Source organism: Bradyrhizobium nanningense, assembly GCF_004114535.1.
GTDB classification, from domain to species: domain Bacteria; phylum Pseudomonadota; class Alphaproteobacteria; order Rhizobiales; family Xanthobacteraceae; genus Bradyrhizobium; species Bradyrhizobium nanningense.
Map to the genome: position 1 here is coordinate 66,577 of NZ_LBJC01000002.1, position 23,971 is coordinate 90,547.

14 protein-coding genes and 1 pseudogene are annotated in these 23,971 nt (G+C 57.8%); 7 read left to right on the top strand and 8 right to left on the bottom strand.

What is annotated here, in order from left to right; all coding sequences use genetic code 11:
• Positions 1-9: 9 nt before the first annotated feature.
• Complete coding sequence (locus XH84_RS00365; RefSeq protein WP_430641860.1) at positions 10-792, bottom strand: molybdate ABC transporter permease subunit; 783 nt, start codon at positions 790-792, stop codon at positions 10-12.
• A 999-nt stretch (positions 793-1,791) separates the two neighbouring features.
• Between XH84_RS00365 and dctA the strand changes: the two genes are divergently transcribed.
• The 5 genes and pseudogenes from dctA (at position 1,792) to XH84_RS00390 (ending at position 9,884) form a co-directional block, all read left to right on the top strand.
• A complete protein-coding gene (dctA, locus tag XH84_RS00370; RefSeq protein ID WP_128947984.1) occupies positions 1,792-3,114 on the top strand; it encodes a C4-dicarboxylate transporter DctA in 1,323 nt (440 codons plus the stop codon).
• A gap of 962 nt (positions 3,115-4,076) precedes the next feature.
• Positions 4,077-6,749 carry a PAS domain S-box protein gene (locus XH84_RS00375; protein ID WP_128947985.1) on the top strand — a complete coding sequence of 891 codons (2,673 nt, stop codon included), beginning with the start codon at positions 4,077-4,079 and terminating at the stop codon, positions 6,747-6,749.
• Positions 6,746-7,429 carry a response regulator transcription factor gene (locus XH84_RS00380; RefSeq protein ID WP_128947986.1) on the top strand — a complete coding sequence of 228 codons (684 nt, stop codon included), beginning with the start codon at positions 6,746-6,748 and terminating at the stop codon, positions 7,427-7,429. The genes XH84_RS00375 and XH84_RS00380 overlap by 4 nt, the downstream gene beginning before the upstream one ends.
• Before the next feature lie 86 nt (positions 7,430-7,515).
• Positions 7,516-7,902: a response regulator transcription factor gene (locus XH84_RS00385; protein WP_164937322.1), complete on the top strand. Its 387-nt coding sequence runs from the start codon at positions 7,516-7,518 to the stop codon at positions 7,900-7,902.
• A gap of 863 nt (positions 7,903-8,765) precedes the next feature.
• Positions 8,766-9,884 (top strand): annotated as a pseudogene (locus XH84_RS00390) (IS630 family transposase).
• Positions 9,885-9,924: 40 nt separating this feature from the next.
• On the opposite strand, the gene XH84_RS00395 reads toward XH84_RS00390, so the two are convergent.
• From XH84_RS00395 to glmS, 3 genes are all read right to left on the bottom strand, one after another.
• A complete protein-coding gene (locus tag XH84_RS00395; RefSeq protein WP_245471561.1) occupies positions 9,925-10,686 on the bottom strand; it encodes an Effector protein NopP in 762 nt (253 codons plus the stop codon).
• A 490-nt stretch (positions 10,687-11,176) separates the two neighbouring features.
• Positions 11,177-11,419, bottom strand: coding sequence for a hypothetical protein (locus XH84_RS41750; protein WP_430641861.1), 243 nt, complete (start codon positions 11,417-11,419; stop codon positions 11,177-11,179).
• A gap of 512 nt (positions 11,420-11,931) precedes the next feature.
• Complete coding sequence (gene glmS, locus XH84_RS00400) at positions 11,932-13,758, bottom strand: glutamine--fructose-6-phosphate transaminase (isomerizing) (RefSeq protein WP_128948007.1); 1,827 nt, start codon at positions 13,756-13,758, stop codon at positions 11,932-11,934.
• A gap of 1,040 nt (positions 13,759-14,798) precedes the next feature.
• Here glmS and gmd point away from each other — a divergent pair.
• A complete protein-coding gene (gmd, locus tag XH84_RS00405; RefSeq protein ID WP_128947989.1) occupies positions 14,799-15,884 on the top strand; it encodes a GDP-mannose 4,6-dehydratase in 1,086 nt (361 codons plus the stop codon).
• Positions 15,865-16,842 carry a GDP-L-fucose synthase family protein gene (locus XH84_RS00410; RefSeq protein ID WP_208757030.1) on the top strand — a complete coding sequence of 326 codons (978 nt, stop codon included), beginning with the start codon at positions 15,865-15,867 and terminating at the stop codon, positions 16,840-16,842. The genes gmd and XH84_RS00410 overlap by 20 nt, the downstream gene beginning before the upstream one ends.
• A gap of 273 nt (positions 16,843-17,115) precedes the next feature.
• Here the strand turns inward: XH84_RS00410 and XH84_RS00415 are convergent, their stop codons facing one another.
• The 4 genes from XH84_RS00415 to XH84_RS00425 form a co-directional block, all read right to left on the bottom strand.
• The gene (locus XH84_RS00415) at positions 17,116-18,252 is read right to left on the bottom strand and encodes an MFS transporter (protein WP_430641864.1); all 1,137 of its coding nucleotides are present in this window, start codon (positions 18,250-18,252) and stop codon (positions 17,116-17,118) included.
• A gap of 773 nt (positions 18,253-19,025) precedes the next feature.
• On the bottom strand, positions 19,026-19,505 hold the full coding sequence (locus tag XH84_RS00420) for a hypothetical protein (protein WP_245471562.1): 480 nt from the start codon (positions 19,503-19,505) through the stop codon (positions 19,026-19,028).
• A complete protein-coding gene (locus XH84_RS40500) occupies positions 19,444-19,734 on the bottom strand; it encodes a hypothetical protein (RefSeq protein ID WP_245471563.1) in 291 nt (96 codons plus the stop codon). The genes XH84_RS00420 and XH84_RS40500 overlap by 62 nt, the downstream gene beginning before the upstream one ends.
• A 687-nt stretch (positions 19,735-20,421) precedes the next feature.
• Positions 20,422-23,526, bottom strand: a complete 3,105-nt coding sequence (locus XH84_RS00425) for an efflux RND transporter permease subunit (RefSeq protein WP_128947992.1) — start codon at positions 23,524-23,526, stop codon at positions 20,422-20,424.
• Positions 23,527-23,971: the final 445 nt, after the last annotated feature.

The window sequence follows — 23,971 nt, forward strand, 5'->3', positions numbered from 1 at the left end:
CTGGCAAGGCTAGGATGATTCGGTGCCTCGCCTAGCACAATGTCTGTCGATGATGGCTAAGGTGAAGATTGTCGCAAGGGCGAACATCACCATACCAGCGGCAACCACACTTGCCTCGTGCCAACGCGACGCTTGGACGTAGTCTACGACGTAGGCCGACAACACCTTGGTCCGTCCAGGAATATTGCCGCCGATCATCATCACGACGCCGAATGTGCCGATCGTATGAGAAAATCCGAGCAGGGCTGCTTTAACAAGCTCCAGTCGCGCCAGCGGCGCGCTGATGGCAATGAAGGCATACCATGGCGAAACACGCCCTGTCATTGCCAACGGGTGATCGCCAACCGCAACAAAGGCGTTACGTATAGGCTGCACGACCAATGGCAGGGCCGACAGCACCGATCCGACCACGATACCCCCGAAGGTAAAAGCGAGCGTGCGCCCGCCCCAGAAAGAGGCGAGAACGCCACCCGGTCCGTCGGGGCCGAGCAAAACGAGTACGCAGAAGCCGAGAGCCGCTGGAGGTAGCACCAGTGGAAGTGCGATCATCGCGGCCACCGCCTCGCTCAAAAAAGTCTTTGAGCGGGCTAGCCACCAGGCGAGGGGCACACCAATCACGAGGAGGATCACGGTCGTCACGCTAGCGAGCTCGATCGTGAGCGCAACGGATTGCGAAATCTCTGACGAATCGACATTCACGTGCGTCAGCCCGCCAGTGAGCGCAGGTCGCCGTATCCTGACAGTGATCGCCTGCATGTCCGGGGCATCCAGCGATGCGGCGCGAATAGCCATTTGGTGGCGCGGCAGCTCGTTGCGGCCGCCGAATTCACGTGCGTCGCTTCTGCGAGCAATAGCAGCATCACAATCGACAACTCCTGTGACAAGTGCGCCTCGATCCGACCGACGGCGGCAGCTTCTCGTTTGTCATCAGCAATTCCTGTGCCGCGTGCGAACTGTGGCGGCTCTATGCTCAATGTAAAGAAGTTGCGCAGGCGCCGACGTCACTGTGGAGTGAATCGAGCGCTCTGTCAGATTTCAGGCATCTTTGTTCCCGAGCAGACAGTGACAGCGCGCAACAAAAACGGCAGACTTCTACACCTCGGCATATGCCTGTTTTGGTTTGTAGGCGGCTCAAACGCCGCCCTCGCCGGGGCCGGTAGCTGAACGCTCGGCAGCAACGCGAAAGATCTAGCTAAGAACTCGTCGTACGCTGCTTCTGCGACGCGGCAAAGGCGCGAGGGGCCGCGAGCGAAGGCCGCCTCTCGACCGTCCCAGCTAATGCGCAGGGTCAGCACAGGCGTGGAGACACACGCTCCGGCACTAACGAGCTTCGCCGCTAGCGGCAACGCAATTCATCCATCAAAGATCTTGTCCGCGCAATGGAATCAAAAGCCACGCTTCCATCCGGTAAATGCGTACGATCCAAAATATCAATTTTACCAATGCCACATACTGTTGCATCGATCTCAGCACTCCAGCCGAGACGTAACGGCGCTAATGCGCGTGACGGTTTTTGTTCGACCTTGCGCGAACGCGGTACGAGCACTCAAGCCGATGCGCCGAAGACAGGCTAGTTGCTGCGACTTGTTAATCGGCCGCAGTTTGGGATCTGGTGCATATCTTGCTTAGGGAGAAAGGACAACGTAACTAAACGTCTGCCTTTGGAAGGACGCGCCGGCTCTCGGAACCGTCTTCAATCAGGGCAAGGCAAAAATGATTGGTCTCGTATGACGCTGTCGTCTCTCAACAAAGCGGCGGCTCACATTCGAGTATATTCGGGAAGGAAGCGTCATGACCACCATGGCAACTGCGTTGCCTGTACGCGCGTCGCAAGCTTGGTATAAGATACTCTACGTCCAGGTGCTAATCGCGATCTTAATTGGCGTCATGGTTGGCTGCCTATGGCCGTCTATCGCCACAAACGACTGGATCAAGGCGCTTGGTGACGGGTTCATCAAGCTCATCAAGATGGTGATCGCGCCGATTATTTTCTGCACTGTCACATCTGGTATTGCGCATATTCAGGATGCCAAGAAAGTCGGGTGCGTCGGCGTCAAGGCGCTGTTCTATTTCGAGATCGTCTCCAGCTTTGCCTTGCTGTTGGGCCTTGTTATGGGCAATCTGGTCCGAATCGGCCATGGCCTTGCGGTTAAGCTGGATGCTGCGGCGGTTGCCAATTACGTCAGGCAGGCGGAAGCCTCAAAAACTGTCGACTTTGTTCTCAACATCATTCCCGATAGCGTGATCGGCGCCTTCGCTCGCGGCGATGTTCTGCAGGTTCTCCTGTTCGCGATCCTTTTCGGCTTCTCCCTGATGGCGCTGGGAAAGCGTGGGGAACGTCTGCGCGGGATGATTGACGACGTCGCGCACGCGGTGTTCGGGGTAATCGCTATTGTAATGAAAGCGGCCCCGATCGGCGCCTTCGGCGCCATGGCTTTCACGGTCGGCAAGTTCGGGCCCGCAGCACTCGGCAATCTGATCGGTCTCATCGCTCTGTTCTACGTGACGGCTGCGCTATTTGTGGTGGTGGTGCTTGGTCTGATCGCCCGCCTCGTCGGCTTTTCAATCTTCAAGTTCCTTGTCTTTATCAAGGACGAGCTTCTGATCGTGCTCGGTACGTCGTCCTCCGAAAGCGCGCTGCCGCAATTGATGGAGAAGCTCGAGCGGCTGGGCTGCTCCAAGCCGGTAGTCGGGCTGGTGGTGCCAACTGGCTACTCCTTCAACCTTGACGGCACTAATATCTATATGACACTTGCAACATTGTTCATTGCCCAGGCACTCGGCGTCGATCTCACCTTTGGCCAGCAGCTCACGATCCTGCTCGTCGCAATGCTAACGTCGAAGGGAGCAAGCGGCGTCACCGGCGCGGGCTTCATCACGCTCGCTGCGACATTATCGGTGGTAAACCCAGCTCTGGTGCCGGGTATGGCAATCGTGTTTTCGATCGACAAGTTCATGAGCGAGGTGCGCGCCCTTACCAACATCATCGGCAATGGCATCGCGGCTGTGTTCGTATCGTGGTGGGAAGGCGAGCTCGATCACATGACCCTGCAGGCTCGGCTCAGCCAGCCCACCGTTTCCACCACTATCGACACTACAAGCACAATGAGGTAGGTCCGGGATCTTAGCCGCCGCCATTCGGGCACGAATAACTATCTCATGCGCTCTCCGGTGCGCAGCCCTTGCGCGGCGGCCAGACGGCTCTCCTGGGAGGCAGGCGTGCAAAGAAGTAGGCCTTTTTCAGGGCTTCTCTCTCTTCGCGGTCAGGGCTACCGGCCACCTGAGCGCTTGTGCAACATTTTTGCCAAGCCAGATAACAAGACTGCGACAGAACACGTCCGGCGTGACGGACTAGGTATTAGTCCGCATACGAATACTCATATGCGCGTCGCTCCCCTTGCCTCACACGAGTAAGAGCGCCGGAGGGATCCTGCGGACGCAGCTCGTCATCCGTCGTTACTATGCGCGCTGCGTCATCAGATCATGGTGGGTGTGGTCAGCGTGGATTAGATGGCACTCGACGCAGGCGTGGCGAGTCGTTGCAAGGCTGCGCTCGGTTCGACGTCGATGTCGCCGCTCGATTCCAGCGAAACCAGATGGAAACGAGTCTTTCGCAGCTAGGCGGGATGGCACTTGCGCGTTCTTCGTGCCCGCGAGACCAGTGATTCGGCAGCTTGTTTCTGCTCTTTGCCGGTTTGGAGGCGCGCCTGATTTCTTTCGATTCTACCTCCCGGCTGAACTGAAACCGCTGTTCTCATTTCAGGGGTGTAAGGGGATGTATCGGCTGTAGGCTCAAGAGACTGGCCCAAAGGACTGCCGGCAGCGGCGCAAAGCAGACATTTCAGCTTCGACAGCAGCCCCGTCTGCGACGCCTATTGATAGGTTTAGGACAACTATACGTATGTTTATGATGCGTTTTTTCCCCGCTCGTGCTGAGTTCGGCAGCGGTGATCAATCTCGGACACGCTCACCCGCGGACCCAAGCGTCTAAGGCGGACCCAAGCGTCTGAGATTGCCTCATTTTTGCCTAAAATGCTATAGCTCTCCCGCCGGAGAACAGGCCGGACGGTCTCAAAATGTATAGTATCAGCAGACTTAAACTTTCAGCCCCTCAGTTGACCTTGGGCAGCATAACGCTAGCCGCGGTCACACTGACTTGCTTGTACTTTCACGCGCATTTCGCCGCCACGGCGTTCGCCTATTTGTTAGTAGTATTACTATTTTCGTTGATGGGCAGCTTCATCGCGTCATCCGCGCTTTGCATCGTGGCAATCGCTGCTCTCGCTTACTACTTTGCCCCGCCGGCGTTCAGTCTGCGAATCGATGATCCCCGCGATGTTTCTGTGGTTGTTGCATTCTTTATTGTCTCGATTGTGGGAACGCACCTGATTGGAAAACTCCGCCAGGAACGAGAGGCTGCGCGCGTGGCTGCGGCCAAGCTTCAGCGAAGTGCGACGGATTTGGAGGATCGTGAAAAACGGTGGCGCGCAATCTTCGAGCACAATCCGGCCATGTACTTCATGGTCGATGAAGCCGGCATTGTCCTCAACGTCAATACGTTCGGCGCGACACAACTGGGATACGCTTGTGCAGAACTGATCGACCAATCAGTGCTCGGCATATTTCTTGAGGAGGATCGTGCATTTGTCCGTAAATGCATTCGGGCGTGTTTTGAGGATGTTGGACAATCCCGCACTTGGGACGTCCGGAAAGTGAGGAAGGACGGCTCTGTTTTGTGGGTACGTGAACACGCCAAGGCCATGCTTTGGGCCGACGAGCGCCCCGTCGCCCTAATAGCCTGCGAAGATATCACGCAGCGCAAGCAGACCGAGCTTGCACTGCAGCGGAGCGAAGCGCATTTGGCTCAGGCGCAGGAGCTGAGTCATACAGGCAGCTTCAGCTGGAACCCCACTACGGGCGAGGCCTTCTGGTCCAAAGAAACATTTCGGATTTTCCAATTAGACCCTCAGACAGTGCCGCCGGGGCCGCAGCTCGTCGTTGAGCGCACTCATCCAGATGATAGGGCTTCGGTTAGAGAAATTATCGATCGCGCGATGCGAGACCCGAGCGATTTCGAGCACGAGTACCGGCTTCTGCTACCGGACGGCTCGGTAAAGCACATTCATGCGCAGGCACGAGCCACGAGGACAGCCTCTGGTGACATCGAGTTTGTTGGGGCAGCCACGGATATTACGGCGGCGAGGCGAGCAGAGCAGCAGCTGCGCCGCAGCGAGGCCTATCTGGCCGAGGCCCAGCATCTCACTCACACAGGCAGCTGGTCCTGGGACGTCTACGGTCTAGATTTCGTGTATCGCTCCGCCGAGGTCGATCGTCTGTTTGGCTTTAGCCCGCAAGAGCCGGTATCGATCGAGACCATTCGATCGCGCATCCATCCGGACGACTTGCCGCGGCTACAGGAGGTGCAGCGGCAGGCGATTGAACACGTGGAAGAACGGTTCGAGTATGATTTTCGTATTCTTCTGCCAGATGGCGGGATGAGGCGCATACACTCCGTTGCACACGTTGTCCTCGGCAGCGATGGTAATGTCAGCGAGCTGATCGGAACACATATGGATGTCACCGAGCAGCACGCAGCTAGGGAACGCCTGGAAAACACCCTTGTCGCGCTGCGCGAAAGCGAGCAGCGCTTTCGCGACTACGCCGAGACAGCTTCCGACTGGCTCTGGGAGACCGGGCCAGATCATCGGGTCACTCACTTGTCCGAGCACACCAGCGCTGCGGGAATTTTGGCGACAGGAGTGATGGGCCTGCTTCGCTGGGACATTGCGTGCGACATGGAAGAAGAACCCGAGAAGTGGCATCAGCATCGGGCGACGTTGCAGGCGCATCTGCCGTTTCGGGATCTCATCTACCGTACCGTGAATCGGACGGGATCTCCGATCTATGTCCGCACGAGTGGAAAGCCATTCTTCGACGGAAACGGAACTTTTCTGGGCTATCGTGGCGTCAGCACTGACATAACGGCTCTCATTCGCGCTGATCAGGCCGAACAAGAGCTGCGAAAGGCACAAGCGGAGCTTGCACATGTGACGCGTGTAACGACGCTAGGAGAACTGACGACTTCCATCGCTCACGAGATAAACCAACCACTCGCCGCTATTCTCAACAACGCCGATGCGTGCCTCGGCTGGATGGCTCGGGAAACTCCTGATCTTGCCGCCGCGCGCTCTTCGGTGGAATGGATCATCGAGGACGCAATCCGGGCAAGCGAGGTGATCCGCAGTATTCGCGCGCTCGCGAAGAAGGGCGAGATTGAGATGGTGCCACTCGACATTAATGAGGTCGTTAGGGACGTCATTGCGCTGGTAACACGAGAGCTGGTGAGCCACCGAGTGACGTTGCGAACCGAGTTGGCGGCCGCGCTGCCTAGGATTCTCGGTGACCGAATTCAGCTACAACAGGTGATCATCAATCTGGTAATGAACGGAATCGAGGCGATGGACGCAGTTACGGACCGGCCGCGCGAACTTCTGATTCAATCATCCAAGGACGATCTGGGGCACGTGCAGCTTGCCGTCGCCGATTGCGGCGTCGGGATCGCCGAGAAGGACGCTGACCACGTCTTGGATCCCTTCTTCACCACGAAGTCGAGTGGCCTTGGAATGGGCCTTTCGATCTGCCGTTCTATCGTGGAAGCTCATGGAGGACGGCTATCGCTTCTCCAGAAAAATGAACCGGGCGCGACCTTCCAGTTTGTCCTGCCCGTGCACAAGGAGGCCCTCCAGTGACAGGACGATTTGACTCGCCAGGTGAGGGTAGCAGTGCCGAGGCCTCGACGAAAGCGATGGTCTTTGTCGTTGAGGATGACATCTCCGTGCGCCGCTCGCTTACGAACCTTTTTCAACAGGTAGGGTTGGAGGTCGTTGCGTTTGGATCGGCCCGTGAAATGCTGCAGAGCACAATTCCGGACGTCACAAGCTGTCTAGTTCTTGATGTCCGGCTGCCAGGCTTGAGCGGCCTTGACTACCAGACCGAGCTGGCCAGGTTGAACATACACATCCCGATCATTTTCATCACCGGCCATGGCGATATTCCCATGACCGTCAAGGCCATGAAGGGAGGTGCGGTCGATTTTCTCAGCAAGCCGTTCCGCGATCAGGAACTGCTTGATGCCGTGGTTGCGGCGACCGAACGAGATCGCAAAAGACGGGAAGCTCAGCGAACGGTGGCGAACCTGCAGTCTCTATTTGAGACCTTAAGCCCGCGCGAGCAGGGAGTGATGAAACTGGTCGCGGCCGGCCTGATGAATAAGCAGGTAGCCGCCGAACTTGGGCTCGCCGAGATTACGGTGAAGATCTACCGGGGTCGCGTAATGAAAAAGATGCGTGCCCGGTCGCTGGCCGACCTGATCAGAATAAGCGAGACGCTGGGAATTCGCGTCAATCGTTCCGAACAAACGCAAGTATGATTTTACAATTCCATCACTTAAGCCCACTTTTCGCCGAAAGTGGCTAGCGCTTTGGCTGCCGCTGTACTGCGTCGGGAGGGCTCATCTTGTCCACGCCTTTGATTTCCGTCGTTGACGACGACGTCTCCGTCCGTGCGTCGACAGAAAACCTTTTGAAATCGCGTGGCTACGTCGTGCGGATATTTGCGTCGGCCGAGGCACTCCTGCGGTCGCCGTACTTGAATGAGACATCCTGTGTCATTACCGATGTGCAGATGTCAACTATGAGCGGGCTGGAGCTGCTGGCAGAGATGCGGACGCGTGGTTACGACACACCTTTCATTTTCATTACAGCTTTCCCCAACGAGCGCGCGCGCGCGTCAGCCCTGGAGGCCGGGGCGATTGGCTTCCTCGCCAAGCCATTTGGCAGGCAAGAGCTACTCAAGTGCCTCGACATCGCATTGACGGCATATGGCGAGCGAGGTGACATCTGATTCGATCAATCTGCGAGTTCTTGTCCGATCTAAATGCTCGTCGGAACGACGATCACGCACTGAGCAACGTCTTCTCAGTCGGAACCACGACTTGCCCGCCCACGCTTTACCGACTATGGGCGCGGCTGCAGAACAACACCCCCGCGAGAGACGGAGGGCACGCCGGCTTGATTTATTCCAGGTCGGCGCTCAAAGTAATGCTGACCCGGAGCCATCGACGCCCCTCAGCACTTCTTAACTCCATCTGGAGCAGAGCTGTCCCCGAGAGCGCTCGGCAAGCACGAAATTGGTTGTGCTGAGCCCGACTGCGGTGACGATGAAATGGAGCTTCGCCCAGGACGCCGTTCGTCTTGGTCACCGCTTTTCTGGTGAAAGAGCTCTGCACGATGCTCGTGCTCACGGCGTCGTTATGTCCGTTGACGCATACCCGCCGTCTTGTCGATCCGGCGCCGCTTCGCTGTGCATTTCCTTGCCCAACGACTCACGGCAAGCGCCCACGCCGTTACTATTTCGTAGGCCATCTGTAGAGACTTCTGGTCTCCGAGCCGTCCAACGTGCTCCGCGCAAACGCCCGGCCTCGGCGGCCGGGCGCACTTTGGTGGCACCCCAAGCGAGCATTGTCGCAATTGCCTCGCGCGGTGAGCCCCTACTTCCAATACTCAAACAATTAGCAACCGCTAAACGAAGGAGCACTGGGGCAGTATTCTGAGCCAACTCAGAGGAACTCTCGGCCGAAACGGCGATAAACACAGAGGAGCCCGGAGCAGGCTAGTGTCCTGAGTCACAAGTTCGCAATCGTAGATTCGCAGTAGATTCGCGTCGCCGTGCCAAGGTTGGAGGCTGCAGCAGCGACGGAGGATCTGATGGCGGTCCAGCAACTTGCGCCCCTGACATTGAGCGATGAAGAGCGTGCCGAACTGAAGTCGCTGACGATGCGGCGGAAGACGGCGCAGGCGCTGGCTCTGAGAGCCCGGATCGTGCTGACCTGCGCGGAAGGCGGTCAGAACAAGGAAGTGGCGGCCAAGCTGGGCCTGGACCGATCGACGGTAGGCAAGTGGCGGCGGCGTTTTGTGGAGCGGCGCGTGGATGGGCTGCATGACGAGCCGCGCTCCGGGGCGCCACGTACGGTTGACGATGCCCGCATCGAAGCCGTGATCGTGAGGACGTTGGAGAGTTGCCCCGAGAACGCCACCCATTGGAGTTCCCGCGACATGGCGAAGGCCAGCGGCCTGTCGGTGTCGACGGTGCAACGCATCTGGCGGGCCTAGGGGCTCCAGCCGCACCGGATCGAGACGTTCAAGCTCTCGACCGATCCAAACTTCGTGGCCAAAGTGCGTGACGTTGTGGGCCTCTACGTCTCGCCACCGGAGCACGCCATCGTTCTATGTGTGGATGAGAAGTCCCAAATCCAGGCGCTGGACCGCAGTCAGCCGATGCTGCCGATGCGTCCCGGCCAGCCGGCCCGAAGAAGCCATGACTACACGAGGCACGGCACCACATCGCTGTTCGCCGCCCTCGACATTGCTAGCGGACGGGTCATCGGCAAGTGCTATGGACGCCACCGTGCTGCTGAGTTCCGCAAGTTCCTCGACGAGATCGAGGCTGCCGTGCCGCGTGAACTCGACGTCCATCTCGTCATGGACAATTACGCCACGCACAAGACCCCCTTGATCCGAAAATGGCTGGCTAAACGGCCGCGTTGGCACGTGCACCTGACCCCGACCAGTTCGTCATGGCTCAACCAGGTCGAGCGCTTCTTCGCGCTCCTCACCGATAAGAAGATCAGGCGCGGCATCTATCGCAGCGTCGCCGCTCTCAGGGCTGACATCACTTCGTTCATCGACCGACACAACGCCGATCCAAAACCGTTCCGATGGACTAAGTCCGCCGATGGCATCCTTGCTTCCATCGAACGCTTCTGCCGATACAATGCCCCGGCAAAACACGACCCGATGTCGCGAACTTCTGGTTCAGGACACTAGTTGGTCTACTCCATCGGGCCAAATCACCGGTGAACCATGGTCACATAAAATCATCCTTATAGTCGTATGTTGAGCGGCTCGCTGGGATCTCGGTATCACGACCTTCACTGTCGTCATCTTTGGACAGATACAGCGCAGCAGTGCCTTTTCGCTGCCATTTGCCGTCGCTATTCCTTACCCACTTGTCTGACTTCTCTGGGTCGAGAACCATGTTGTCTGCGTCAACCTCGACGAATCCCATCTTTGCCGCACGGGCTCTTGCTTCCGAATTAGCCGGACGTAAATTGAGCAGCGGCGGCTGTCTGCCGGGTAGTCGAAGCTGGTGCTCGAGTAGGATATCACCAGCGTTCTCGACAAGCGGATGAACGACTTGAAGATCCACAGTAGAGGTAGTCCCGTCGCGTCCAGGAAATAGCTTCTTCCACCTTTTGACGTCGAACTCGGTCATGCTGTCGCCGCCTTCCGTTCTTAGAAGTCCGACACTCTTGTTGCCCAATTGATAGCTGAAGTATCGCGCATCCTCGGAATCTCGGGTTCTCCCGTAGTCTTTGGCAACTTCTGCAGTTCGCCTTGCCTTGTCGGACACGAAGTCGGAGTACTCTTGAGGGTTGTTGGCGATTTTCATGATTTCGTCACCATGATAGGCCGCCGCGGCTTCTCGGAATGACTGACGATTCAACTCTTTTATGGGAGGGCTTGAAACGAGCGAATACGGTCTTGTTGCCGAAGATGAACTGCCACTGGAACGAGATTCAGCTAAGCTCATATTTGCGAACGCATCCGAAAAGATGTCTGCGTCCATTTGCTCATCAGTTCCGACAAAGTCAGAGGATTGGAAGTAGGACGAGCTATTGATCCGATTATGGTGCTCCCGTCGGACATACATTTCCGCATCTAGTTTAGGCTTGTTAGGCCCAGCGGCGCTGATAGGGAGCCTGACTTACGAAAACCTGACGTGGCCCCCTCAAGTTGGCTTGTCATACGGCTTCCTTTTGAACGACATGGCGGCACACTCGTGCCATTGGCATTCATCAGGTTTGATCAGAGGCCACGAACACCTCCGAGGAAGCTCCTCTATTGGGAATTGGACGCTGATTGACCTGCTGACGCCAACCGGATTGTACTCTTTTAAAAGTTCCGCCCCGCCGCTTAATATTCGGGTTTTCTTTTCAACGTCAGGAGCACGCGGACCGCCCCCATAGATTGGCCGATTTCCAGACTGACCAACGATATCGCCTGCGCCAGAAAGGTCGTCTAGTTGACTCGTGGAAGCGCGACCCGCGCGTTCGGCGTCAGCGCTCATTTATCCAAATCCGCATTTTGCCTTCGTCGCGGTTACCCCAGCCGAACCACGGGACGAATGTCAGCCGCTGCGGTTCTAGCTGTCCAGGCACTTTGTTGCAGTGATAAAGCGCCGCTTCTTCAGAATGCGTGTGTTGCAACCGCGCCCGCGCCCCGGATAGTGGCCAATAGTACTCGCCTGCCGCATATACAGCCAGGGGCGCTGCGTCCTTCCGGTGTGGCGCCCCCTGCACTTGGTTTTGGGCCCTCGACCTTGCGCGGGAATGTCAGGTATCCAACAATCGATCTGATGACACCTATCAGGTCGGAGGGCCGCGGTGGAACGTTTGGTTCAAGCGGATTGCGTGAACGGCTGCCACGCGCGATCGAAGGGGCAAACTGGACTGCTAATCCTAAGCAATCGTCCCGGGGCCGAAGTGCATGCTCGACGTGCCCGACATCGCGCGGATGCTGGCAATCGGGAAAAGTAAGTTGTCGCGCATGTGCGCTGCCAGTGAATAAGCTGCGACGGAGCGGCCCGAAGCTGTTGTGCACCGACTTGTTCGTCGCCATCGGCGAGGTGGGAGGATGAGTTAGAGAGTATCTTTTGTGAACCGAGCTTCAGGCAGATTTGGCCAGATAGCGGGCTGGGTAACCGAGAACCGACTTGGATCTTCCAATTGTCCGTAATTCCCACTTATTATCGACCGATCCGCTCAACGACAGGAAGATAACGCTCGCTCCCAGTAGCGCTAGTACTGTAGCCTCATTCCACAGTCACCGATTTTGCTAGATTACGCGGCTGATCCACGTCCGCGCCCCTTACGACGGCGGTATGGTAAGCCAAGAGCTGAACCGGAATGGCATAGAGCATCGGCGTAAAGCTTGCGACCATCTCAGGCAGCACAATGGTCATGAGCGTGTCCACCGTCGCTTCCAGAGCACCCTTCGAATCGGTGATCAGGATGATCTTGCCACCCCGAGCCGCAACTTCTTGCATATTCGAGACGGTCTTCTCGAACACATCGTCATAAGGCGCGATCACCACCACAGGCACGGCCTCATCGATCAGTGCGATCGGTCCGTGCTTGAGCTCGCCGGCGGCATAACCTTCTGAATGGATATAGGCAATTTCCTTCAGCTTGAGTGCGCCCTCCAACGCCAGGGGAGCAGATGTGCCACGACCGAGATAGAGCACGTCCCTTGAATCGGCGATATAACGCGCGAGTTTCTCGATCTGCGGCTCGATCAACAGCGCCGCAGCAATCAACCGCGGCACTTCGATAAGCTCACGCACGAGCCTTGTTTCATCGATCTCGGACAGCTTACCGCGCTGTTTGCCTGCTGCGACGGCAAGCGCCGCCAATACCATCAGCTGGCAGATGAATGCCTTGGTGGAAGCGACGCCGATTTCCGGCCCCGCCAGCGTCGGCAGAACGGATTCGCTCTCGCGCGCAATCGTCGACGTCGCGACGTTGACCACAGATATCGTGTGCACGCCCTGGTCCTTGGCGTATCGCAACGCAGCTAGCGTGTCAGCGGTTTCGCCCGACTGCGAGATGACAATCGCGAGATCGCCACGGCGCAAAGGCGCGCCCCTGTAGCGGAACTCGGACGCTACATCGATCTCGACAGGCAAGCGCGCCAGCCGCTCGAACCAGTATTTGGCGATGTGCCCGGCATAGCTTGCAGTGCCGCACGCGGTAATAGAGATGCGCTGAATGGATTTAAAGTCGAACGGCAATGTGACCGGCAGGGCGACTCGCTTGGCCGCCATGTCGACATAATGCGCCAATGTCTTGCCGGCTACTGTCGGCTGCTCGTGGATTTCCTTGGCCATGAAGTGGCGATAATTCGCTTTGTCCACAAGGAGTGACGATACGCCAGACTTTGATGTTTCCCGCTGGACGACAAATCCGTCGGCGCTATAAATCACGCACATCGTGCGCGTAAGCACGGCCCAATCGCCGTCTTCGAGATAGGTGATGGTGTCGGTCAAAGGCGCGAGCGCGATGGCGTCCGATCCTAGATACAGTTCGCCATCACCATGTCCGATCGCAAGGGGCGACCCCTTACGCGCACCGATCAAAAGATCATCGTGGGCTTTGAAAAGGAACGCGAGCGCGAAGGCACCGCGCAGCCGTGGCAGCGACGCTTGTACCGCATCCTGCGGCGAGTAGCCCCTCTTGAGATAAGAGTCGACGAGATGCGCCACCACCTCCGTGTCTGTCTCTGAGTGAAAATGGGCTCCATTCCGCTCCAGTTCGGCTCGCAGCTCGCGAAAATTCTCGATGATGCCGTTATGAACGACCGCGACATTTTCCGTCGCATGCGGGTGAGCATTGCTCTCGGTCGGTTTTCCATGAGTCGCCCAGCGGGTATGACCGATGCCGGTATGACCCAACGGCGGATAATAGCGCAGCTGCTCCTCAAGGTTTCTCAGCTTACCTTCAGCGCGCCGGCGCTCGATACGGAGACCTTCGAGAGTCGCGAGGCCTGCGGAGTCATAGCCACGATATTCCAATCGCTTGAGCGATGCGACCAACTGGCCAACGACCGGACCACGCCCCAAAATGCCAACAATTCCACACATATCGATCAATGCAGCCCAAGTTCAAGGAGTCCGAGGTCCCCCTGCAGGAATCAGATCATGAAATTCGCTTGCCCGATGGTAACAGGTTTCAGGTTCGGGCCCTTTCGCGGCCGCCTGTATCGCTGCCGCATTCGCAAGCGTGAGTTAGACCTCCTTCAGCCATCATCGCTTCGCCCGGCTACATTCCGCTTTGGGCTGCCGATCGAGTACAAACTGCGCAGCAGCTCTAGCTTGAGTTGTTGTGTGCTACCGGAAACATTTTGCCGACGCGGGTTTAAGAGGCCCATCATACTCGTACCGAGGAAAGTTACGCTCATCGAGATTAGACGACTGGCAGCGAAGCTCTATTGTACGAGCGTAAACTTTCGATATCAAAACGTTGGAGCATCTATACCAACGTTTACTACTCTTGCTCATCTTGTCTTGCGTTTCTTCTCCACTGCCTGCCGCGAGCTTGATATTGGCAAGAGCGCTGATCACAGGCGATGCATCGACCGTCAAGACCGGGTGTTCTGTCCGGAAGTTAACGGTAGGGGTGCTTTCTAGACTAAGAAATTGACGTGAGGCTTGACCGTGCGCTTGCTTGCATCTCCTCATCCGGCAAATGCATCGATGACTGCGGCCTCAGCTCGTCGTCTCCCAAGCCGTGACGAGACCACGCGTATGCGTACTTGCGCCTGAGGATAGATAGGAACACAGATCCTCGGCTTCTATCTCGTTGGAGATATAGCCCGGACAAGCGCGCCCTTGCGCTTGCAACGGCGATCGCATCCTCTCGCCTGCTTAGGAACATCGCGGATATAAGCCAAGATGCGAGCGTTAGTTGAATTCGATGTTTTGAAGATCAATGCGTTGGCACACTCCAGTCCAATCTAAATCAATGTATATAGTGTGCTTTCCTACATGATGTGTATGACTGGACCTAACGATCGCTTTCCTCAAATTGCGGGTGGCGCGGGCTTGCTCATCTAGGCGTTGCCGAGAAACGGCTCCCACTAGCGTTTCACAGGGCTTTCTTTCCGGCGCAACTACGAGAGACCATGACGGCTCAAGACTCAAAGCGGCGCGTTGCGCTGATCACCGGCGTCACCGGGCAGGACGGAGCATATCTCGCCGAGTATTTGCTCGGTCTCGGCTACGACGTGCACGGGATCAAGCGCCGATCGTCCTCGTTCAACACCGCGCGCGTCGATCATCTCTACCAGGATCCGCATGCCGGCAGCGTGCCGTTCCTGATGCACTATGGCGACATGACGGATTCGACCAATCTGATCCGGCTGGTGCAGCAGATCCGGCCGACCGAGATCTATAACCTGGCCGCCCAGAGCCACGTCCAGGTCAGTTTCGAGAGCCCGGAATACACCGCCAACGCCGACGCAATCGGCGTTCTGCGCCTTTTGGAAGCGATCCGCATCCTCGGCATGGAAAAGGAGACGCGGTTCTACCAGGCCTCTACCTCGGAGCTTTACGGGCTCGTGCAAGAGGTGCCGCAGAAGGAAACCACGCCATTCTATCCGCGCTCGCCCTATGGCGTCGCCAAGCTTTATGGCTACTGGATCACGGTGAACTACCGTGAGGCCTATGGCATTTTCGCCAGCAACGGCATCCTTTTCAACCATGAGAGCCCGACCCGCGGCGAGACCTTCGTGTCGCGCAAGATCACGCGCGCCGTCGCCCGCATCGAGGTCGGCCTCGATAACACGCTCTATCTCGGCAATCTGGACGCCAAGCGCGACTGGGGTCATGCCCGCGACTATGTCGATGGCATGCACAGGATCCTGCAGGTCGACGAGCCCGGCGACTTCGTGCTCGCGACCGGCGAGACGCGGTCGGTCCGCGAGTTCGTCGAGGTGGCGTTTGCCGAGGTCGGGCGCAGCATCGAATGGCGCGGCAGGGGGGTCGAGGAGGTCGGCGTGGACAAGGCCTCCGGCAAGACCCTGGTGCAGATCGATCCCACCTATTTCCGTCCGACCGAGGTTGATCTCTTGATCGGTGACGCCAGCAAGGCGCGCGTGCAGCTCGGCTGGGCTCCGAAGACGCCGTTCTCGCAACTGGTGAAGGAAATGGTCGCCAGCGATCTCGTCGAAGCCATGCAGGATGCGACCAATGGCAAGCACAGCGTTTGAACTGAAGGGTAAGACGGTTTTCGTTGCGGGCCATCGCGGCATGGTCGGCGCGGCGCTGATGCGCCGGCTAGCACGCGAACAGGCCGATCTCTTGACGGTGCCGCGCAGCGAGCTCGACTTGCGCGACCAGGCCGCGGTGAACGCCTGGTTTGCCGCGAAGCGGCCGCAAGCCGTGTTCCTCGCCGCCGCCAAGGTCGGCGGCATCGTCGCTAACAACGCGCTGCGCGCCGAGTTTCTCCACGACAATCTGGCGATATCGAGCAACGTGATCCAGGCGGCGCATGCCAATGGGTGCGAGAAGCTGATGTTCTTCGGCTCCTCCTGCATCTATCCGCGCTTGGCGCCGCAGCCGCTGCGAGAGGATTTGATATTGACCGGCCCGCTGGAACCGACCAACGAACCCTATGCCATCGCCAAGATCGCCGGCATCAAGATGGCCGAGGCCTATCGCAGTCAGTACGGCGCCGATTTCATCAGCGTGATGCCGACTAATCTCTACGGCCCCGGGGACAATTATCACCCCGAATACAGCCACGTCGTCGCCGCGCTGATCCGCCGCTTCCACGAGGCCAAGATTTCGGGCAGCCGCAACGTCGTGGTGTGGGGCACCGGCACGCCGCGCCGCGAATTCCTCTATGTCGATGATCTCGCCGATGCCTGCATCCATCTGATGAAGACCTATTCCTCGTCGGAACTGGTCAATATCGGTAGCGGCGAGGACATCAGCATCGCCGACTTCGCACTCATGGTGGCGGCCGCCGTCGGCTTTCGAGGTGAGATCAGCTTCGATACGTCGCGCCCGGACGGCACGCCGCGCAAGCTGCTCGACGTGCGTCGGCTGTCCGGGCTCGGCTGGCGCGCTACGACTTCGCTAAAGGATGGCATTCAGCTGGCATACCGGGCCTATCGGGCTGACAGCGACGGACGGCACCAGAGTGATTCGCTTGTTCCCAGATAAGGGGGCGATCCTACGATCAACCGGCGGTGAACGTCCGGCCTAGCAGACACGCCGCTCTCGTAACGATCAATCTTGCTTCGCAAGTTGACGAACCTTCATTGTCAACAACTGCCCTCAGCTCGCCGCCAAGAACCCCTGCCGACTTGCAGGAAAAGGAGAATGATCATGATCGAGACGTACTGCCAGCACTTGAGAGCTCATCGACTTTAAATCTCAAACGCCGACGGACGATCACTAGCCGGAAGCTGCGCTCCCTTCCTCTTGACCAATGCCTTAGCGATGGTCGGTCATCATCCTCGCCGACAGCATCACGATCGACATGAGCGCGCCTAACATCCCGAACGCCATGGGCAAGCCAAAGATGTGTGCGATGAGCCCGATGCCGGCCGGCCCGACGAGTATACCCGCGTAGCCGCCTGTGGTGATGACCGCGATCGCTATGCCTGCTGGCATCACGTTCTGTTTGCCGGCGCGTCGACACAGTACGGGGACAACATTTGAAATACCCAATCCGATAAGCAGGAACCCTGCCATAGCAATCAACGCAACGCGCGCGGCCACCACGGCCAAGAAGCCTGTTACCATTAGCACAGTCCCGAGCATCAATGTGGCACGGTCGCCGATTCGCGCCACCACGGCATCTCCGCTGAGACGCCCTGCGGCCATGGCGATTGAGAAGAGCATATAACCAATGCCCCCGTGCGCCTCCGCTAGAAGATCTCGTTCAACGAGAAGCAAAGCGCTCCAATCGAGCATTGCACCTTCTACAAGAAAGGTGATACCCGCGAGCACCGCTATGAGCAACACACTGCGGTGGGGCAAGACAAATAATGGCCCCTGCTGTCTCGAACCCGTCGCCAGCAACCTCGGCCAGGCCGTCACAATCGCGATCGTTACTAACGCCGAACAGACCAGCGTCGAGAGAAGCGAGCCACACTGCAGCGAGACGAACAACGTGACCGCGGCAGAGCCGGTGACTTCCCCAATGCTGTACCGGGCGTGGAAGCCGGACATCAATAGACGGCCCGTGGCGCGCTCCAGTTCAATCGCATGGATGTTCATGGCTACATCGATCGAGCCGAGTGAAACGCCGAAAGCAAATAGCGTGGCACCGAGCCTTACAGGTGTGTCGGAAATTGCAAGGCACGGCAGGATGATCGCGAGTCCAAGTCCACCCGCGAGGATAATGGGCTTGCTGCCGTAACGCGAATTCAACACGCTGGTCAAAAGCATCGCGACGACGGATCCCGTTCCGAGACAGAGCAGCAGTAGACCAAGCATGCGGTCATCCGCCGCGAGCCGCTCCTTGGCTAGTGGCACCAAAGGCGCCCAGGCCGCGAGGCCGAATCCGGCCACAAAAAATGTCAGGCGTGTCCCAAGCAGGCCGGCAGACAAATTGGCACATGGTATCACGGACGCTCCTGAGAGAACGGACTCGCGGGCGCGGCGCCCCTCATCCTGCGTGCGTCGCCTGCGAGCGACGCGCGGCTCGACGATGATGGCCTCAGTTGACGTCCTTCATCCCTGCAAATGCGATGCCGTCACGAATACTGAACTGCGTCGTCACACGGAGAGCGACAAGGGGGTGATCCTCGAGCCCCTGGGGATGGCGGTGTTTCGGCCAATCTCTCCCGGATGAGCTGGCCATACGAGGGCGATAGTTTTTGCTTGTCTGCGACAGCTGGATCGCAACACTCAGTATGGCTTGTCGCAACGCCTACAAAGCCGACGGCGCCCCACGCCTCTATGTAGTTGGGGCTAACACGGCCGTAGTTTTTCCGACAACTTTGCACAATCGGAAGCTCTCATCACGAGTGGCGGCGCTGTCTCGCGAGATCACTACAACGAGCCCCGCTACCACGCGCAAGCGGCCAATGTCGGCCCCGATGCTTTTGATATTCGTTCGTCCTGGTTTCCGGCCGCCAGATGGTTCCCGCCATTGGGCCTAAGTTCGTTTGTTCTGGGCCACCGCCGGGAACAGCCATTTCGAGTGGCATGGCGGCAACATCAGCCTCCAACAGTTCAGGGGTGTCCTGCGATCCCGGATTCCTGGCACCGGTGGGCTGGGAAGTCTGGAGCAATCAACCAGATTTGCATGCCATCATTATCGCCGCCGAAGAGGGCGGCGTCGATCAGGTCCAGGACGCGCGCTCATTCGATACCGAGTTGCCCGCCGGCATCGTTCAAGCGCCTATATCCGCAGTTCGCCGAGACCGTCGCTTTGACCAGATTGGATTGTGCGTTGTAAAGAACAAGTATAGCAGGCAGAGATCGATCAGTATCGCCGCCGCCATCACGCTATAAGCCCAGGCGCTCTGCACTAGATCGACCTCAATCAGCACCCGTGACAAACCGAAGCCCACGATCCAAGCATCAAAGCTCATACAGATGCGTCGGAATATCTCCGGATCAAGCCGGCGAATGACGTAGGACCCCAGCGGGACGCCAAGCATGACACTCGGTACAAAAACATAGAGCAAGCTGCCGCTTTCGTAAATGAACAAGCCGAGCTGATAGTAGACGAAGGCGGTAACGCTCGATTCCACCACGCGAACCAGCGCTAGGCCGGGGCGAAATTCGTGTTTGACCAAGCCCTGGTTGTTAAACAGCATCGCTATGGGAGGCCCGGAGATTGTCGTCAGCGAACAGAGAGCGCCCAGCATCCACCCGAACGGCAGGCCGATCAGCCAGCTTGCTCCGATAGGGCGGCGCCAACCCGTTGACGAAGACCTCGATGATGACAATGGCGGGGTTGAGAATGCGATTGGTGTAGAAAACTAACGCAAAGGGTACAGTGAGCGACGAAAAGCCGTAGCCAATGGCTCCATTTACAAACGCAGCAAAAAACGTCGTTGCGGCCAGAAACCAGATAGCAGCATCAAACTCAGGCATTTCCTTAATTTTCCCACTCCGGAGGGCGTCGGGTCACACGTCGGGGAGCCAGCGCGGCCATTGGTCATCGGGTTGCGGCAGATTCTGATCATTCGCTTAGCAGCTCCGCCCGTCTTCACAATGACAGCGGCCGTTTTTGCGTTCAGCAGTCGCTCTTGTTCTCGACTTCGATCGTGCAACGCAAACTGTGCTGCACTTCCCGGTACCCGGCAACGATCATTCAGCCAAAACGCGTCGGCTTGTTTCTCGGCTTGTCGATCAATGGTCCTCGTATCGAAAGCCGTAAGTGCGTCGGTCATGGGTACGGGGCCGTTCCCAGGGAATTGAACTCGTCTCGACCCCTAAGCGGTTCAGCGCCATCATTTTTCAGCTAGCAACGCGACGCGGTTAGACGGAAGCAAACAATTCTCCTTCAAGAGCCCTGGGATAAATAGCAACGCACCTTTTGTCAGGCGAGGATCAATTCCCTTCTCCCCCGGCGATGTCGAGCTTGGGCATTCCGCTGCCTTGAAATGCACGGTGCAATACACCTTAGCGGAGCAGCCGGGGATCACCGATGTGTTCTTCCGAGCCCCCGATAGCCGCCAAGCTCGGCACCACGGCGTGAAGATCTCAATGCGTAACGGAGCGTGAAGCGATCGCAGGCTCCCTCGCTTGCCACAGAGCGAACCTGGATTGAATTCATCGTCATTGCTTGGCCAGCTGGGAATCAGCCGCGCCGGTGAGGCCGAACGCCGCGGCGTTCTTCGCGCGGCCGGAGCTCGCATCGGCGCGGTGGTCGGACGCGAACACGACATAGACCGCCGGCAGCACGAAAAGCGTGAACAGCGTGCCGACAGTCATGCCAGCGACGAGCACGAGCCCAATCGAGAAGCGGCTCGCGGCGCCAGCTCCAGTTGCAGTCAACAAGGGTATGAAGCCCGTGACCATTGCCGCCGTAGTCATCAAGATTGGACGCAGTCGGACGCGCGCCGCCATCTCTATAGCCGAGCGACGGTCAAGTCTCTCCTTGAGCTGCAGCTCATTGGCGAACTCAACCATCAGGATGCCGTGCTTGGAAATCAACCCAACCAGCGTCAACAGTCCGACCTGGGTGTAGATGTTCATAGTGGCCCAGCCAAAAAATGGCGGGATCAAGGCACCCACGATTGCCATCGGTACGCTGATCATGATGATGAGGGGATCGCGCAGACTTTCGAACTGCGCCGCAAGCACCAAGAATATGATGATGATTGCAAATGCAAAGGTAATCGCCAGTTGGTTACCCTCGTACACGTATTGGCGGGCGTCGGCCAGAAAGTCGTGGCTGAAGCCTGCGGGCAGTTTCTTTGCCTCGGCTTCCAGGAAGTCCACAGCCTGACCGATCGTGACGCCAGGCATCGGCACGGCCTGAAAGGTCGCGCAGTTGAGCTGATTGTAGTGGGTGAGAGCGTTCGGATCGGTCGCAGTCTCGATGGAGACTACGGTAGAGAGCGGGAGCATCGAGCCCGTCGCAGTCTTCACATAATAGCTCCCGATTGCTTGCGGCGCCAGGCGTTCCTGACGTGGGACCTGCGGGATCACCTGGTAGGAACGACCCTGCAAATTGAAGCGATTGACGTAGTTTCCGCCAAGTAAAGTGGCGAGCGCGCTACCGATAGTCTGCATGGTGATGCCAAGCTCGTTGGCTTTGGACCGATCAACCTTAATTCGTGCCACCGGCTGGTTGAACTCGAGGTCGGAGTCGCTCACCATGAACAGACCGCTCTTGCGCGCGACTTCCTTCAGCTTCGACATCTGCTCGTAAACGGATTGGAAGCCAACCGTCGAATTAATCACCATCTGCACCGGTAGGCCACCCGAACCGCCCGGAAGCGGAGGCAAGCTAAAGGCAAACGCGTTAATGCCTTCGATTTTGGACAGCTCGGCTTGAACAAGGGATTTTAGTACAATCGATGATCGCGTGCGCTCGTTCCACGGCTTGAGCAACATGCCGGCCATCCCACTCTGCTGGCCGCTGATGCCATTGAGCACGAAGCTCAAGTCACTCTCTGGAAATTTCTTGAACGCATTTTCAAGTTTGGTGCCGTAATAGTCGAGGTAGTCGATATTGGCGTATTTCGGCGCCTTCGTTAGCGCGAATACGATACCTTGATCCTCCTCCGGCGCCAGCTCCTTGGAAATATTCATATAGAGAAAACCGACAAGGCCTAACATGGTCAGCGCAAATAGGCCGGTAATTGGGCGATAGTCGAGCGAGCGGTCGAGCTTGCGGCCGTACCATCGTGTTATGGCGCCGAACCCGCGGTTCACAAGCCTTGCAAATCGCCCCCCCTCGGCGCGCCTCAGGAAGAGCGAGCACATCATGGGCGACAGCGTCAAAGCGATCACGCCCGACACGATCACAGCTCCCGCCAGCGTAAACGCGAATTCGCGGAACAGCGCACCGGTGAGGCCGCCGAGAAACCCGATCGGTGCATATACCGCAGCCAAGGTGATCGTCATGGAGATAACGGGACCGACGATCTCGCGCGCGCCCCTTGTAGCAGCCAGTAGGGGCGTCGCACCTTCTTCTAAATGGCGATGAATGTTCTCCACCACCACGATCGCGTCGTCGACCACGAGACCGATCGCGAGAACCATCGCAAGGAGAGTCAGGAGATTGAATGAAAACCCCAGCGCGAGCATCATGCTGCAGACACCCACGAGCGACAACGGAATAGTGACTACAGGAATGATGACCGACCGCAGCGAGGCCAGGAACAGAAAGATCACGATCACCACGACCACGACAGCCTCGATGAGCGTCTTCTCCACTTCATCGATCGATGATTGAATAAACTGGGTGGAGTCGTAGGCCACTTTCATCCTCAGCGACGGCGGCAGGTTACGCTCCATTTCTGGAAACAGCGCTCGGACGCCTCGCACTATGTTTAGCGGATTGCCTTGCGGGCTCGCCTGCACGCCGATGAAGACCGCGTGCTCGCCGTTCATCGCGACGCTAGTGTCTGTCGTCTGCGCGGCAAGCTCGACTACTGCAATGTCTTCCATGCGCACAAAGCCACCGTCATTGGCTTTGACGATCATCCGCTTGAAATCATCCACACTCCGCAGATCCGTATTTGCCGTGACATCGGAGATAGTGAAATAGCCCTTGGCCTGGCCCGCCGCGGCCTGGAAGTTATTGGCGGCGATTGCAGCCGAAACCTCAGCCGGCGACACGCCATGCCCAGCCATTTTCGCAGGATCGAGCCATAGCCGCATTGCAAAACTCTGGCCGCCCAGGATGTCTGCCGCTGCAACCCCGTCGACGGTTGAGATAACCGGTTGCACGACCCGCGAGAGGTAGTCGGTTATCGCGCTGGCCGCCAGCTCCTCGCTGGAGAAAGCGATATACATAACAGCAGTGGTCTGACCGCTCGACTTCGTGACCACCGGATCGTTTGATTCCTTCGGGATTAGGTATCTGACTGAGTTGACCTTCGAGAGCACCTCCGTGAGCGCTTCGTTTGGATCGAAATTCAGCTTGATGTAGACTTGGATCGTCGAGGCACCAAGCACAGACGAGGAACTGATGTAGTCGACGCCTTCGGCGGACGCGACTGCTTGCTCCAGGGGAGTGGTGATGAACCCCTGGATCGTGTCGGCAGAGGCGCCAGGATAGACAGTCGTGATATTGATGACCGTATTGGATAGCTTCGGATATTGCCGGATCGGCAGTAGGGTGGCGGCGCGCAAGCCGATCAGCAAGATCAGGAGACTGACGACGATTGACAATACCGGACGTTTGATGAAAAGCGCGGTAAATGCCATGTCGACTCGTATTTCCGGAGTGGGATGTAAATTTGCCAGCAACTTACTATGGCAATGATCGGCAACGCGGCGACTGTGCTAGAGCCCCAGCTACGAAGTCCCTGCCCTTTTTGCGTGCACTCGGCCAAAGATTCGAACCAAGATGTTCGTCTTAACAACTGATTGGAACGCAACGACTTCTAGCAAGGCGTTAGTTCAGGCTTCGCACTGTCCCGCAGACCGAACGATCCAGGTTCGACGTCGAAAGTACAAACGATCTGACCGGTGCTCAACTCTACAAAGGTAAGTGGGTGATATAGCCTCGGCTGCAAAGCACTATACCAAGGTTTGTCGAATTGGCCGGTGATCTCCGTCGCAAGACTTGCGGGTTGCCGGACACACAGTTCACGGCCTTACATATTCCGTGGGCACGCGATGTCGCTTCGCTACTCGCCGAACAAAGTCC